This window comes from Mycolicibacterium vulneris, assembly GCF_002104765.1.
GTDB lineage: Bacteria > Actinomycetota > Actinomycetes > Mycobacteriales > Mycobacteriaceae > Mycobacterium > Mycobacterium vulneris.
In genome coordinates this window covers 18,224-31,630 of sequence record NZ_NCXM01000036.1, presented here as the reverse complement: position 1 = coordinate 31,630, position 13,407 = coordinate 18,224, and the positions used below count along the sequence as shown (strand labels likewise).

Sequence of the window (13,407 nt, the reverse complement as noted above, 5' to 3'; positions counted from 1 at the left end):
AGCCTCCCCAATACACGGGCGGCGCAGGTCACACCCGGGCGCGATGGTCGCCGGCCGGCTCCGTCAGCAGCCCCACGACTTCCGCGGCGCTCGGCAGGTCCTCGGGGATCACGGTGGTGCGGGCGCGCACGTAATGGAAGGCGGTACGCACCGACGATTCCGGGATGCCGGCCAACGCCGCCCAGGCCACGCGGTACACGGCGAGCTGGACGGCGGCCTGCCGCATCGCTTCCGGACCGTGCGGCGGTTCGCCAGTTTTCCAGTCCACCACGGTGGCCCCGCCGTCGGGATCGGCGAAGACCGCGTCGATGCGCCCGCGCACCAGCGTCTCGCCGATGACCATCTCGAACGGCACCTCGATGGCCACGGGAGTTCTTGCGGCCCAGGGGGACTCGGTGAAGGCGTCTTGCAACGCGATCAGTTCCGCGGTGTCGCCGACGTCGGAGTCCGCCGCGCCCGGCAGATCGCCAAGCTCGAACAGACACTCGGCGCCGTAGAATTTCTGCACCCACGAGTGAAAGGCATTGCCCAACAACGCATGCGGCTCTGGCCGCGACGGCAGCCGGTGCCTCAACCGCTGCGCGGTGCCCGCCGGGTCGCGCGCCAGGCCGACCAGCGAGCTGACCGACAACTGGCCCGGCAGGACGGCGGCCGGCGGCTGCACCAGCCGGGCGCGTTCGGCCAGCAGTGCGTCGACGTCGGCGGCCCAGCCGTCCACGTCGACGCAAGCCTCGGTCGCATCGGCCCGCAACGCCCGCGCCACCAGAGCGGCGCCGTGCTCGACGGCGTCCCGCCGCGTCGCCAGCGGGTCGGGCGGCCATACCGCCTCGACGACGGTGTCGCGCAGCGGGTTTCGCTCGCCATCAGCGGGCGCCGGGGCCCAGTGCTCCACCGTACCGCAGGGGTCGCCGGCCACGGCCGAATCGTCGATGAGGGCCTTGATTTCGCACAGGAAGTCCGACGGACCGCGCGGCTTGATGCCGGTGGCCGCCCAGTGGTGCCCGGATACCAGCAGCGTGTCCTCGGCTCGGGTGATGGCGACATAGAGCAACCGGCGCTCCTCGTCGATGCGCCGCTGCTCGAGCTGGCGTCGATGCTCGGAGATCTTGTCCGACAGCTGCTTTCGATTGGTGACGTCCGAGGTGTCCATCACCGGGATGCCCAGCGCGCCGGCGGCGGCGCGGTCGCCGCGCAAGAGCGGCGGCAGCTCGGCGGCGTCGGTGAGCCAGGTGCTCTTCGACGCCGTCGACGGGAAGGTGCCGCCGGACAGGTGGGCCACGGCGACGACCTGCCATTCCAGCCCCTTCGCGGAGTGCACGGTGAGCACCTGGACGCGATCGCGGGCGACCGCCAATGGTGCAGACGCCAAACCGTTCTCGACCGACTCGGCGACGTCCAGGAATGCCAGCAGGCCGGTCACCGAGGTGGCCGCCGATCCGTCCGCCGGACGAGTCGCGGCGTCGGTGCGTTCGGCGTACCCGGCGACCACGTCGGCGAACGCATCCAGGTTCTCGGTGCCGGCCCAGCCGGCCCCGACCCCCGCCGCGGCCCGGACTTCGCAGTCGATGCCCAGCACCCGGCGCACCTCGGCGACCAAATCCGGGAGTGGATGTCCCAGGTGGGCGCGCAACGCGTTCAGTTCGCCGGCCAGCGCGCTGATGCGCTGGTATCCCGCAGCCGAATATGCCCCGGTCGCACCGGGATCGGCGATCGCGTCGGCCAGGCACACGGTGTCCGCGTCGGGGCCGGCCGCGCTCGCGATCGATTCGGGCGAGGACGCTTCGGCGGGCTGCACCACCCCGCTGAGCGCACGCGCCCGCTGCCACAGCGCCGCGAGGTCGCGCGCGCCCAGGCGCCAGCGTGAACCGGTGAGCACCCGCATCGCCGCCGCCCCGGCCGTCGGATCGGCGACCAGGCGCAGCATGGCCACCACCTCGGCCACCTCCGGGATGGCCAGCAGCCCGGCCAGCCCGACAACCTCGACGGGGATGCCGCGAGCGCGCAGCGCGTCGGCGATGGGCGCCGCATCGGCGTTGCGGCGCACCAGAACCGCGGCCGTCGGCGGACCGACGCCCTGGTCGCGGGCCTGCCGGTAACGCCTGTCGAGGTGATCGGCGATCCACTCGCGCTCGGCCGTCACATCGGACAGCAATGCGCAGCGGACGGTGCCGGGCGGGGCGTCCGGGCGCGGGCGCAGCGAGTGCACGGCCACCGATCTCCGCCGCGCCTCCGCCGATACCGCGTTGGCCACCCGCAGCGCGCGGGGCGGATTACGCCAACTGGTCCGCAACTCGAGGACCGGGGCGGGGGTGCCGTCGGATCGGGGGAAGTCGGTGGTGAACCGCGGCAGGTTGGTCGCCGACGCGCCGCGCCAGCCGTAGATCGACTGAATGGGGTCGCCGACGGCGGTGAGCGCCAGCCCGTCGTCGACCCCGCCGCCGAATAGCGCTGAGAGCGTGATGCGTTGGGCGTGGCCGGTGTCCTGGTACTCGTCGAGCAGCACCACCCGATAGCGGGCGCGCAGGTCCTCGCCGACTTGCGGGAACGTCGCTGCGAGCCTGGCCGCCGAGGCCATCTGCATCCCGAAGTCCATCACCTTCGCGGCGCGCATGCGGTCGTTGAGCGCGTCGAGCAGCGGCACCAGCTCGGTGCGTTCGGTCTGGGTGGCCAGCAGCCGTAGCAGCCATTGGCTGGGGCCGCGGTCCCGTTGGTAGGGGCCCGCGGGCAGGCAGTGGATCAGCCGTTCCAACTCGACATGGGTGTCGCGCAGCTGGCCCGTGTCCACCAGGTGTTCGGCCAGCTGCCCCCACAGCCGCAGCACCATCGAGGTGACGGCCGCCGGGGTCTTGTCGGTCCGCAGTTCGCCGGGATAACCGTTTACCACGTCGAAAGCCAGCTGCCACAACTCGGTTTCGCTGAGGAGCCGGGTGTCGGGCTCGACGGGCAGCAGCAGCCCGTAGTCGCGCAGCAGCGAGCCCGCGAAGGCGTGGTAGGTGCTGACCGTCGGAGCACCCTCGGTGTCGACGGTCGCGCCCGGCGCGCCCAGGCCGACGCCGGCCAGCCGGGCCAGTCGTGACCGCACCCGGCGCAGCAGCTGGCCGGCGGCCTTGCGGGTGAACGTCAAGCCCAGCACCTGACCGGGTTCGGCGTAGCCGTTGGCGATCAGCCACACCACCCGCGCCGCCATGGTTTCGGTCTTGCCGGCGCCAGCGCCGGCGATCACCACCAGCGGTTCCGGCGGCGCGGCGATGACTGCGGCCTGCTCATCGGTCGGCGGGAAAAGCCCTAGCGCGACGGCTAATTCGGCGGGGCTGTAGCGCGGCCGCGCCGGGGTCATCGCTGCGCGCCGTCGGTGTGGGCCGGGCAGTTCGGCCGGATGGGGCAATGGGTGCAGCCGTCGTTGCGCCGGGCGATGAACTGCGGGCCGGATGTCGCGCCGGCCGCGCGCCCGATGACCTCGCGCCATTCCTCTCCGGCGGCGGCCGTCAGCGGATCCTGTTCGCGTTCGGCCACTCCCGACGCCCCGGTCTTGCCGACGTAGACCAGCCGCGCGCCGCCGGGCTCCACATTGTCGGTCCCGTTGCCCACCAATCCCTCTGCCACCGCCAGCTGATACATGGCAAGCTGGGCGTGTTGTTGCGCATCGTCCTTGCTGACCGGCGTCTTGCCAGTTTTGATGTCGACGATCACCAGCCGGCCGGCGGCATCGCGCTCCAGCCGGTCGACCCGGCCCCGCAGCCGCACCTGGCCGCCGTCGCCGGTGGCCACCGTCCCCTCGATCTCGACCTCGACGCCGACCTCGGTCAGTGCGCCCCGGGTCTGCGCCCGCCACTCGATGAACGCCTCCAGCATGGCGCGGTGCCGGGCCAGCTCGTTGTCCGAATACCATTGCGCCGCAATGGGAAGGTGCTTCCAGACGCGGTCCAGCTCGGCCAGCAATTCCGATTCGCTCCGGTGCGGTTCGGCGATCAGGGCGTGCACCACCGACCCGATCGCCGAGCGCACGTCGCGCGGGCCGGATCCTCCGTGTCGCTCAGCGAGCCAGCGCAGCGGGCACTCGCTGAGGGTCTGCAGGGTCGACGGCGTCAGGGTGACCACGTCGCCGCTGTCGCGCAGCGGCTCGCTGGTGCTGACCGGGGTCAGACCGTGCCACCCGGCCGGGTCGGCGCCGGGCACGCCGGCTTTGGCCAACCGCGCCAATTGCGTTGCCGCGCAATCGCGGGCGAGCTCGTCCACCGCGCCGTCGGGCGCGCACACCACGCCACGCAGCCGGCCCACCAGCGCGGCCGCGGACAACACCCGCGGCGCCGAGACCGGTTCCGCGCCGGCGCTAGCGGCGTCGTCGTCGGCCCACTGCGCGATTTCGGCGAAGAACACCGACGGCAGCGCGGCCTCCAGGCCGGCCCCACCGGTGTCGCTGTCGACCGCCGTCACCAGCAACCGGCGCGTGGCCCGGCCCATCGCCGCCACCAGCAGCCTGCGCTCCTCGGCCAGCAGCGGCGCGCGCACCGAGGCGTCCGCGCCGACCCCGTCCAGCACGTCCAGGAGCCGCTGGGTGGCCAGCACACCACCGCGCGGAACGGTGTTGGGCCACAAGCCATCCTGCAATCCGGCGATCACCACGAAATCCCATTCGTGCCCCAGCGCGGCGTGCGCGCTGAGCACCCTGACCTGCTCGGCCGCGGCGACGGGCTCGGGGGTGGCGCTCGGCAGCGCCAGCGCGGCGATGTGCTCGACCAGACCGCGCAGCGACGCACCCGAGGTGCGAGACACGTAGTCGTCGGTGACGCCGAACAACGCGGTCACCGACTCGAGGTCCCGGGTGGCCTGGGCCGCCGCGGGACCGCCGCGCTCGCTCACCGACAGCCAGCGGCGCTGCAACCCGGACCGGCGCCAGGCGGCCCACAGGGTGTAGCGCGGGTCGTCACCGGCGCGGTGCGAGCGCGCGGCCGCGTCCAGCACCGCGCGGACCCTGCGCAGCGGGGCGAACTGCGGTCCCGGCGGCGTCGCGTCACCGGACAGCGCCCCGACCAACAGGTCGGCGAAATCCGCCGGTGCGCGATCGGGTTTGGCGCGCTGCAGTGTTCGGCGCAGCTGGCGCAGCGAAACCGGATCCACACGACCGATGGGGCCGGTCAGCAGTGTCAGCGCCTGCTGCCCGTCGAGCCCGTCGGCGGTGGCCAGCAGCACGGTGAGCAGGGCGCGCGCGGCCGGCTCCTCGGACAACGGCCCGGGGACGGCCGGTGCGGCCACCGGCACCCCGGCGGCGGCCAACGCTCGCGGCAACCGCGCACCCGTCCGCGGCACCGACCGGACGATGACCGCCATCTGCGACCAGGGCACGCCGTCGACCAGGTGTGCGCGCCGCAGCGCGTCGGCGATGGTCGCCGCCTCGGCGTGCGCCGACGCGGCCAGCCGCACCGTGACCGACCCCTCCCCTGCCCCGGCACCGTCGATCTGCCGCCCGCGGCTCCCACCCGGTAACCGGGCGGCGATACCGCTGACCGCGCGCGCCACGGCGGGGGCGCAGCGGTGCGACGTCGTCAGCGTCACCGAGGGCGCGTCACCGCCGAGCAACCCGGCGGGTTCGCCACCCCGGAAGCCGAAGACCGCCTGGTTGGGATCCCCGGCGATCAGCGCCAACTCGGCGCCCGCCGCGAGCACCCGAACCAGGCGGGCGGCCTGCGGGTCGAGCTGTTGGGCGTCGTCGACCAGCAGGACGCGGATCCGGCCGCGTGCAGCGGACAGCAATTCGGGGTCGACGGCGAACGCTTCCAGTGCGGCGCCCACCAATTCGGCGGCGCCCAGCGCGGGTGTGGTGGCCTCCGGTGCGGCCGTGCCCACCGCGGCGCGCAGCAGCATCACCTGCTCGTACTGGCGCGCGAATTGGCCGGCGGCGGTCCACTCAGGCCGCCGGCAGCGACGGCCCAGCCGCTCCAATTCCTGGGGATCCACGCCGCGTTCGGCGCAGCGGGCCAACAGGTTTCGCAGTTCGGTGGCGAAGCCGGCGGTGCCCAGCGCGGGCCGCAGCTGTGCCGGCCAGGCCGTCGCGGCGCGCGGTCCGTCTTCGAGGTCTCCGGCCAGCAGCTCCCGGATGATAGCGTCCTGCTCGGCGCTGGTGACCAGCCGCGGGGGCGCCTCGCCGGCGCGCTCGGCCGCGCGCCGCAAGACCGCGTACGCGTACCCGTGCACGGTCCGCACCAGCGGCTCGCTCACGGCGGCCCGCCCTCCGCCGGTGGATCGCGAGCGCAGCAACGCCGTCGTGAGCGCGCTGCGCTCGGCCATTCCCATTCGGCCGGAACCGGTAAGCAGCAGAACCGATTCCGGGTTGACCCCGGCGTCGATCTGGGCGACCGCGGCGTCGATCAGCAGGCTGCTCTTGCCGGTGCCGGGCCCACCGAGAACACGCAGCTGACCGCGCGCACCCGGGTCTAAAACTGTGCGCGCTTCGGCGTCCCACGTGTAGGCCATGACGGCATGACATCACGAGGGTCCGACAGATTCGCTAGGGCGCGACGAAACGCGGCCTGCAGCAGCTGGTGGTCGAACCCGGCCGGCACCGCCGCGAACTCTTACCCTGGAGGCCGGAACGAGGAGCAGACCGGAAGGAGGGGTGCAAACCATGCAGGACGACGAACGCGGCTTTCCCGTCGACGAGGCGCCCGAAGGCGACGCGGTGGAACAATCGCAGCCCATCGATTCCGACGACGAGACAGGCCTGGACATCGACTACGTAACCTCCGGGGACCGGGAAGCCAACGAGGCCGACGTGATCGAGCAGGCCTACATCGTCTCCACCGAGGACGATCGGGATGACGACCGGTGAGGACCGCCCGCGCGTGGTGATCGTGGCGGCTGGCACCATCGACGGGTGACCGCGAAGTTGCATGTGCACCGCTACGGCCCGTCCGGACCGGCGCAGGTCCTGGCGCTGCACGGGTTGACCGGCCACGGCCAGCGCTGGCAGCATCTGTCCGGCTTTCTGCCCGGAATCGGCATCGCCGCACCGGATCTGGTCGGCCACGGCCGGTCCTCGTGGGCTGCGCCGTGGACCATCGACGCCAACGTCGCGGCCCTGGCCGCACTACTCGACGAGCAGCCCGGCACCCCGGTGGTGATCGTGGGCCACTCGTTCGGCGGCGGGCTGGCGATGCACCTCGCTGCGGCCCGCCCCGACCTGGTGGCCGGGCTGCTGCTGCTCGACCCGGCGGTCGGGCTGGACGGCGACTGGATGCGCGAGATCGCCGAGGCGATGCTGTCCTCGCCCGACTATCCGGACGCCGAGGAGGCGCGCCAGGAGAAGGTGCACGGCTCGTGGTCCGATGTCGAGCCCGCCCTGCTGGACGCCGAGGTCGACGAGCACCTGATCGCGCTGCCGGGCGGGCGCTACGGCTGGCGGGTCAGCCTGCCGGCGATGATGGCGTACTGGAGCGAGTTGGCCCGCGACACCGTGCTGCCGCCGGCGAAGACCCCGACGGTCCTGGTGCGCGCCAAGCGCACCACCCCGCCCTACGTCACCGACAAACTCATCGACGGCTTCGCGCGGCGGTTGGGATCGGATTTCCGGCTGCTGGACTTCGACTGCAACCACATGGTGCCGTACGCCAAGCCCGACGAGGTCGCCGCGCTGACCCGCGAGCTGCTGGAAGCGCGCTGCGGATGGCGCCGGTGACCGACGAGCAGGTCGAGCGGGTGCGTGCGCTGGTCGCCGCGATCCCATCCGGCAGGGTAGCCACCTACGGTGACATCGCCACTGTCGCAGGGCTTTCCAGCCCGCGTATCGTCGGCTGGATCATGCGGACCGATTCCTCCGACCTGCCCTGGCACCGAGTGATCACCGCCTCCGGGCGCCCGGCGCGGCACCTGACGACCCGGCAGCTGGAGTTGTTGCGCGCCGAAGGCGTGCTGGCAACCGACGGCAGGATTGCGCTGCGCGAGGTTCGCTACGAGTTTCCCGACGAACGCTAGAGCACCAGCCGGACCAGGGCCGCGGTGCGGGCCAGGCCGGGGAACGCCTCGGCCGTGGACCGCGGGTGCAGCGCGTGCACCGCGAGGCGGAACATCAACGCCCGCAACAACATCTGCGGCCACTCAGGCAGGGCGTTCCAGCGTTCGATCAGGCCGTCGTCGGCCTCGCCCCAGGACAGCGCGTCGATGACGACCACGCCGGCCGCCCACGAGGCCGGCCGCCAGTACGGGGTGATGTCGGTGATTCCCGGCGCCGCGGTGCCGACGAAAAGCACTGTGCCGTAAAGGTCTCCGTGTACCAGCTGGTTGGGGCTCTTGGTCGGCTTACGCAGGGTGGCGAGCTGGTGCAGCAGCTCCACCGACCGCTCGGCGTCCGCCGTCGGCGGGGCCACCCGCGCGCCCGGCGGCACCGAGGCCAGCGGCCGTTCCTCCCAGGCCGCCCGATCGGCGGCGATGAAAATGTCGACGTCGCCCCACGGCGCCGTGGGCCCCTGGGTCAGGAAGCGGGGCCGGTCGAGTTTGCCCGTCGCCTCGTGCAGCCGCACCGCCGCGGAGACGACTTCGTCATGGCGGGGCTCCGGTGTCCCGGCGACGAAGGTGTCCGCCCGCCAGCCGGAAACAACGTAACGCCCATCGGTGGAACGGACCGGCCGGGCCAGGCGAACGCCGTCGACGAACAGGGTCTCGCGGACCCGCGCGGACCAGGCCGCGCGGGCGTTGTCGGCCACCAGCGACAAGACGACTTCGCCGCACCGCCAGCCGCCCTCCCAGGAGGCCCCCAGATAGACGGGTTTAACGGCGGCCAAACCAAACGCCGACAGCACATGATCCGGCGGTGGCTCGACTGTCACACCGGTACTCTAAACGAGTCCAACAAGCGGCGATCGCAAGCGCGGTGAAGCCGGGCGCGGCGGGTCGCCGCAGTCCAACAAGCGGCGATCGCAAGCGCGGTGAAGCCGGGCGCGGCGGGTCGCCGCAGTCCAACAAGCGTTCCGGTCAGTACATGATCATGTCGGGCTGCATCTGTTGCGCCCATGCCACGATCCCGCCCTGCAAATGCACCGCGTCGGCGAATCCGGCCTTGCGCAGCACCGCCAGCGCCTGGGCCGAGCGCACTCCGGTTTTGCAGTACAGCACCGGCAGGCGGTCCTGCGGCAGCTTTGCCAGACCCTCTCCGGAGTTGATCAACGACTGCGGGATCAGCTGGGCCCCGTCGATGTGCACGATGTCGAACTCCACCGGCTCACGCACGTCGATCAGGGCCAGCTTCTTGCCGGAATCCAGCCAGTCGCGCAATTCCCGCGGGGTGATGGCAGACACGTCGTCGTGGACCGCGGGCGCGGGCGCCACGCCGCACAACTGCTCGTAGTCGACGAGCTCGGTGATCTTCGGCCTCGACGCGTCGGACGGATCGCGGCGGATCGCGATGGTGCGGTAGGTCATCTCCAGCGCGTCGTAGATCATCAGCCGGCCCAGCAGCGAGTCGCCGATCCCGGTAATGAGTTTGATCACTTCGGTGCTCATCACCGAGGCGATCGAGGCGCAGACGACGCCCAGCACGCCGCCCTCGGCGCAGGACGGGACGGAGCCGGCCGGCGGCGGCTCGGGGTAGAGGTCGCGGTAATTGAGTCCGCGTCCGGCCGGGGCGTCCTCCCAGCACACCGAGACCTGGCCCTCGAAACGGTAGATCGACCCCCACACGTAGGGCTTCTTCGCCAACACCGCCGAGTCGTTGACCAGATACCGCGTCGCGAAGTTGTCGGTGCCGTCGACGATCAGGTCGTAGTGGCCGAACAACTCGACGGCGTTGGTGGAGTCCAGGCGGAACTCGTGCAGGCGCACGTCGACCAGGGGGTTGATCGCGGCGATGGAGTCGCGCGCCGACTGGGCCTTGGACCGGCCGACGTCGGCGACCCCGTGGATGATCTGGCGCTGCAGGTTCGACTCGTCGACCACGTCGAAATCGACGATGCCGATGGTGCCGACGCCGGCGGCCGCCAGGTAGAGCAGCGTCGGCGCGCCCAGCCCGCCCGCGCCGATCACCAGCACCCGGGCGTTCTTGAGCCGCTTCTGCCCGTCGGGGCCCAGACCGGGAATGATCAGGTGCCGGCTGTAGCGGGCCACCTCGTCGCCACTGAGGTGGTCTGCGGGTGCCACCAGAGGCGGCAGCGGTGTCGACACTTGCGAACATCTCCTCGGTCGGGCTTCTCCCACCATCACAGCAGCCGGACGAAACGGCGGCAATCAGGCGGTGCGCGGGCCTGGTTGGCTCAGCCCTCGAATCGGCCGATCGCGACGACGGCCGCAAGCAGCAGGAGAATTACGTTGATCGGTAAAGGTTGCCGCTCGTTACGGGTCAGGTGGACGCGCAGTGCGCCGATCTGCACGATGACCAGGCCGACCGCAGCGATCGGGGTCAGGATGCGGGCGACGCCGGTCGCCTCGGGCAGGATCACGCCGAGCGCGCCGAGGATCTCGACCGCGCCAACAGCTTTCACGGCCGCGTCCGAGTTGTCCTTCATCCAGTCGAGCCGGCCCGTTGCCACGAGTTGCTTGCGCGATCGAATGATCTTGAGCGCGCCCGCGGCGAGATAGACGAATGCGAGCAGGCCCTGCGCCGTCCACAGTGCGATGTTCAAGACAGTCCCCAATCCTTACCATTTGTGTGTAACCACATCGTGTGTCAGCGCTGGGACGCCCACAAAAGGCACATCGATGTATGTATCCAGGAAGCAGACTTTGCTATGACGCACATCACAAAGACGACTCGGATATCCGAGGGCGGCGCGGTCCGGGAGGTGCTCGATCGCATCGGCGACAAGTGGAGTCTGCTGGTGATCGGCACGCTGCGCGGCGGGCCGATGCGGTTCGGCGGGTTGGCGGAGGCCGTGGCGGGCATTTCGCAGCGGATGCTCACCGTGACGCTCAAACACCTAGTCGAAGATGGCCTGGTCAAGCGCACGGCCTACGCCGAAGTGCCGCCGCGAGTGGAATACGAGCTGACCGAGCTCGGGCGGACACTGCTACCGCTGGTGATCTCCCTCGCCCAGTGGGCGATGGAGCACCGCGACGAGATCAATGCCAACCGTACGCAGCGGTAGCAAGTGGGAGCCGGCCTAAGCGATCGGGTACGGCCAGGGATTGAACCGGCAGGTCTTCCCGTCGGCCTTGACGACGTCAGGGTCGAACTGGGCGGCGTCGTTGTTCGAGGTGGAGAACGTCTGCTGCATCATCACCGGCGCCAGGGCGCCCTGCTGCTCGCACGGCTCGTGGTGCAGGTATCCGATGGCGTGGCCGACCTCGTGGTTGATCACGTACTGCCGGTAGGAGCCGATGTCGCCTTCGAACGGCACGGCTCCCCGTATCCAGCGCGCCTCGTTGATGAAGACCCGCGCCTCGCGGTTGGCGCCGAACACCGGGTTGTAGCAAGAGGTCTCGAGCCGGAATTCGTAGCCGCACCCCTCGCGCACGGTCACCGGCGACACCAGCGAGATGCGAAAGTCGGGTTTGCCGTTGTCGATCCGGATGAACGCGAACTGCGGGTTGTGCGTCCAGCCCTTCGGATTGCCCAGCGTCTGGTCGACCATCTGGGCGAAGGCGTCGTCACCGCCGAACATGGTCGGGTCGATGCCGTTCTCCACTTCGACGGTGTACCTGAACACTTTTGCGGTGCCCTGGCCGATCTGCGGCGTGGTACCCGGCACGACGTGCCAAGTCTTGTCGCCCGCTTCGGTGAACGGTCCGCCGTCGGGCAGGGTCCCCGCCGGCAGGTTGGCGTCGAACGCGGCGAGCCCGCGCGGCGGGGCGTCGATGATCGTGGTGCCCACCGCGCCGATCGCGGGCGGACTCTGGATGGGCTGGCTGGCCGTGGGCTTCGGCGCGCCGGTGCCGGTCACCGTCTGGTACATCACCACCGCGGTGAGGACGACCAGGACGGGCAGGGCGTATGCGCGCCACCCGTAAGTGGACACGAACCGCCCCAACCAGGTCTGTTTGCGCCATTGGCGCGGCCGCTCACGGTCGGCCCGGGCCCGTCCGGCTTCCCGCGCCAGGGGGTCGCGCAGCGCCCGCAGGGGCTCGCGCCACTCGTCGCGCAGCACCGGCACGCGACCTGTGCTGCGCGGGGGCCGCGGGGACGTCATTTCCCCAGGATTACACAGCCCGTCACCCGCGCCGTCCGTGGCGCGCCCGAATGCGCCGTCCGACACCGCTTCTGCCTGCGGCGACGACCGCGATGACGGTCGCTTCGAGCGGGCGGGTAGTAAGGTCTTTTCCACGGGCTGCGAGCGGCTGACCCCGGTTTACCGACGGCCGGCCGCCGATAATCAGATGAGGAATCGATGAGCGAACTCGCCAAGGTGCCGGCGCGCCGCGCCGTCAGATCGGCTGACCGCGGTCGGCCGGCGGACGGATCCGCGGTTTCCAACCGGCGGGGCAACCGGTTGCCCCGCGACGAGCGGCGCGGTCAATTGCTCATCGTGGCCAGCGACGTGTTCGTCGACCGCGGCTACCACGCGGCCGGCATGGACGAGATCGCCGACCGCGCCGGCGTCAGCAAACCCGTTCTGTATCAACACTTTTCGAGCAAACTCGAGCTATATCTGGCGGTGCTGGCGCGGCACGTGGAGAACCTGGTCTCGGGTGTTCAGAATGCGTTGAGCACCACGACCGACAACCGGCGCCGGTTGCACTCCGCGGTGCAGGCGTTCTTCGATTTCATCGAGCACGACAGCCAGGGTTACCGGCTGATCTTCGAGAACGACTACGTCACCGAACCCGAGGTGGCCGCCCAGGTGCGCGTCGCCACCGAAGCCTGCATCGACGCGGTCTTCGCGTTGATCAGTGAGGATTCCGGGCTGGACCCGCACCGGGCCCGGATGATCGCGGTCGGGCTGGTCGGCATCAGCGTCGACTGCGCCAGGTACTGGCTGGACTCGGACCGCCCGATCTCCAAGGCGGACGCCGTCGACGGCACCGTCCAGTTCGCCTGGGGCGGACTGTCACACGTGCCGCTGACCCGCTCTTAATGCCCCTTGCCGGCGTGCTTGCCGGATTCGGCGTTGATCCCGAAACCCACCCGGCGTGCGTCGGCGACGCCGATCTCGACGTAGGCGATCTTGGTGGTGTGAATCAGGAAGCGGCGGCCCCGCTCGTCGCTCAGGCGCAGCAGGCCCGACGCGTCGCTCAGCGCGGCGCTGACCAGTTCTTCGATCTCTGCGGGCGTCTGGGTGCTGGCAAGGACCAGCTCGCGCGGACTATCCGTGATACCGATCTTGACCTCCACGGTCACCCCTTCCATGGGCTTTGCAGTCTTGCGCAGGTATTTGAAGTCCCGGCCCTGTCAGCAGCAGGCTAGTTGACGCGGCTGACTCCCACCTCCCCGCGTCCCCCCACTTCGCGGTCAGCGAAACCCCGGTCGCAGCGCGGTAACGATTCGCT

At 70.9% G+C, this 13,407-nt stretch carries 12 protein-coding genes; 5 read left to right on the top strand and 7 right to left on the bottom strand.

Features of this window, described 5'->3' with window-relative positions; genetic code table 11:
- Positions 1-28: 28 nt before the first annotated feature.
- The gene (locus B8W69_RS25840) at positions 29-3,337 is read right to left on the bottom strand and encodes an ATP-dependent helicase (RefSeq protein ID WP_110882062.1); all 3,309 of its coding nucleotides are present in this window, start codon (positions 3,335-3,337) and stop codon (positions 29-31) included.
- Positions 3,334-6,471, bottom strand: a complete 3,138-nt coding sequence (locus tag B8W69_RS25835) for an ATP-dependent helicase (RefSeq protein WP_085292549.1) — start codon at positions 6,469-6,471, stop codon at positions 3,334-3,336. The genes B8W69_RS25840 and B8W69_RS25835 overlap by 4 nt, the downstream gene beginning before the upstream one ends.
- A 151-nt stretch (positions 6,472-6,622) precedes the next feature.
- Here B8W69_RS25835 and B8W69_RS25830 point away from each other — a divergent pair, with 151 nt between their 5' ends.
- The 3 genes from B8W69_RS25830 to B8W69_RS25820 are packed head-to-tail and all read left to right on the top strand — an operon-like array spanning position 6,623 to position 7,968.
- Entirely contained in the window at positions 6,623-6,826 is a 204-nt protein-coding gene (locus tag B8W69_RS25830; RefSeq protein WP_085292548.1) for an Rv3202a family protein, read from the top strand.
- Between the two features lie 45 nt (positions 6,827-6,871).
- Positions 6,872-7,672 carry an alpha/beta fold hydrolase gene (locus B8W69_RS25825; RefSeq protein WP_085292547.1) on the top strand — a complete coding sequence of 267 codons (801 nt, stop codon included), beginning with the start codon at positions 6,872-6,874 and terminating at the stop codon, positions 7,670-7,672.
- A complete protein-coding gene (locus tag B8W69_RS25820; RefSeq protein WP_085292546.1) occupies positions 7,660-7,968 on the top strand; it encodes an MGMT family protein in 309 nt (102 codons plus the stop codon). Before B8W69_RS25825 ends, B8W69_RS25820 begins: the two co-directional genes overlap by 13 nt.
- Here the strand turns inward: B8W69_RS25820 and B8W69_RS25815 are convergent.
- The 3 genes from B8W69_RS25815 to B8W69_RS25805 form a co-directional block, all read right to left on the bottom strand.
- Positions 7,965-8,819, bottom strand: coding sequence for a TIGR02569 family protein (locus B8W69_RS25815; protein WP_085292545.1), 855 nt, complete (start codon positions 8,817-8,819; stop codon positions 7,965-7,967). The two genes, B8W69_RS25820 and B8W69_RS25815, sit on opposite strands and share 4 nt — an antisense overlap.
- 145 nt (positions 8,820-8,964) lie before the next feature.
- Positions 8,965-10,149 carry an adenylyltransferase/sulfurtransferase MoeZ gene (gene moeZ, locus B8W69_RS25810; protein ID WP_085292544.1) on the bottom strand — a complete coding sequence of 395 codons (1,185 nt, stop codon included), beginning with the start codon at positions 10,147-10,149 and terminating at the stop codon, positions 8,965-8,967.
- An 89-nt stretch (positions 10,150-10,238) separates the two neighbouring features.
- Positions 10,239-10,607, bottom strand: a complete 369-nt coding sequence (locus tag B8W69_RS25805) for a DoxX family protein (protein WP_085292543.1) — start codon at positions 10,605-10,607, stop codon at positions 10,239-10,241.
- 105 nt (positions 10,608-10,712) lie between these two features.
- On the opposite strand from B8W69_RS25805, the gene B8W69_RS25800 reads away from it, so the two are divergent.
- Positions 10,713-11,069, top strand: a complete 357-nt coding sequence (locus B8W69_RS25800; protein WP_085292542.1) for a winged helix-turn-helix transcriptional regulator — start codon at positions 10,713-10,715, stop codon at positions 11,067-11,069.
- Positions 11,070-11,084: 15 nt separating this feature from the next.
- Here B8W69_RS25800 and B8W69_RS25795 read toward each other — a convergent pair whose 3' ends face one another.
- On the bottom strand, positions 11,085-12,110 hold the full coding sequence (locus tag B8W69_RS25795) for a DUF3152 domain-containing protein (RefSeq protein WP_245843368.1): 1,026 nt from the start codon (positions 12,108-12,110) through the stop codon (positions 11,085-11,087).
- Between the two features lie 198 nt (positions 12,111-12,308).
- Between B8W69_RS25795 and fasR the strand changes: the two genes are divergently transcribed.
- A complete protein-coding gene (gene fasR, locus B8W69_RS25790) occupies positions 12,309-12,995 on the top strand; it encodes an HTH-type transcriptional activator FasR (RefSeq protein WP_065028342.1) in 687 nt (228 codons plus the stop codon).
- Here fasR and B8W69_RS25785 read toward each other — a convergent pair.
- The gene (locus B8W69_RS25785; protein ID WP_110882061.1) at positions 12,992-13,252 is read right to left on the bottom strand and encodes a DUF3107 domain-containing protein; all 261 of its coding nucleotides are present in this window, start codon (positions 13,250-13,252) and stop codon (positions 12,992-12,994) included. The two genes, fasR and B8W69_RS25785, sit on opposite strands and share 4 nt — an antisense overlap.
- Positions 13,253-13,407: the final 155 nt, after the last annotated feature.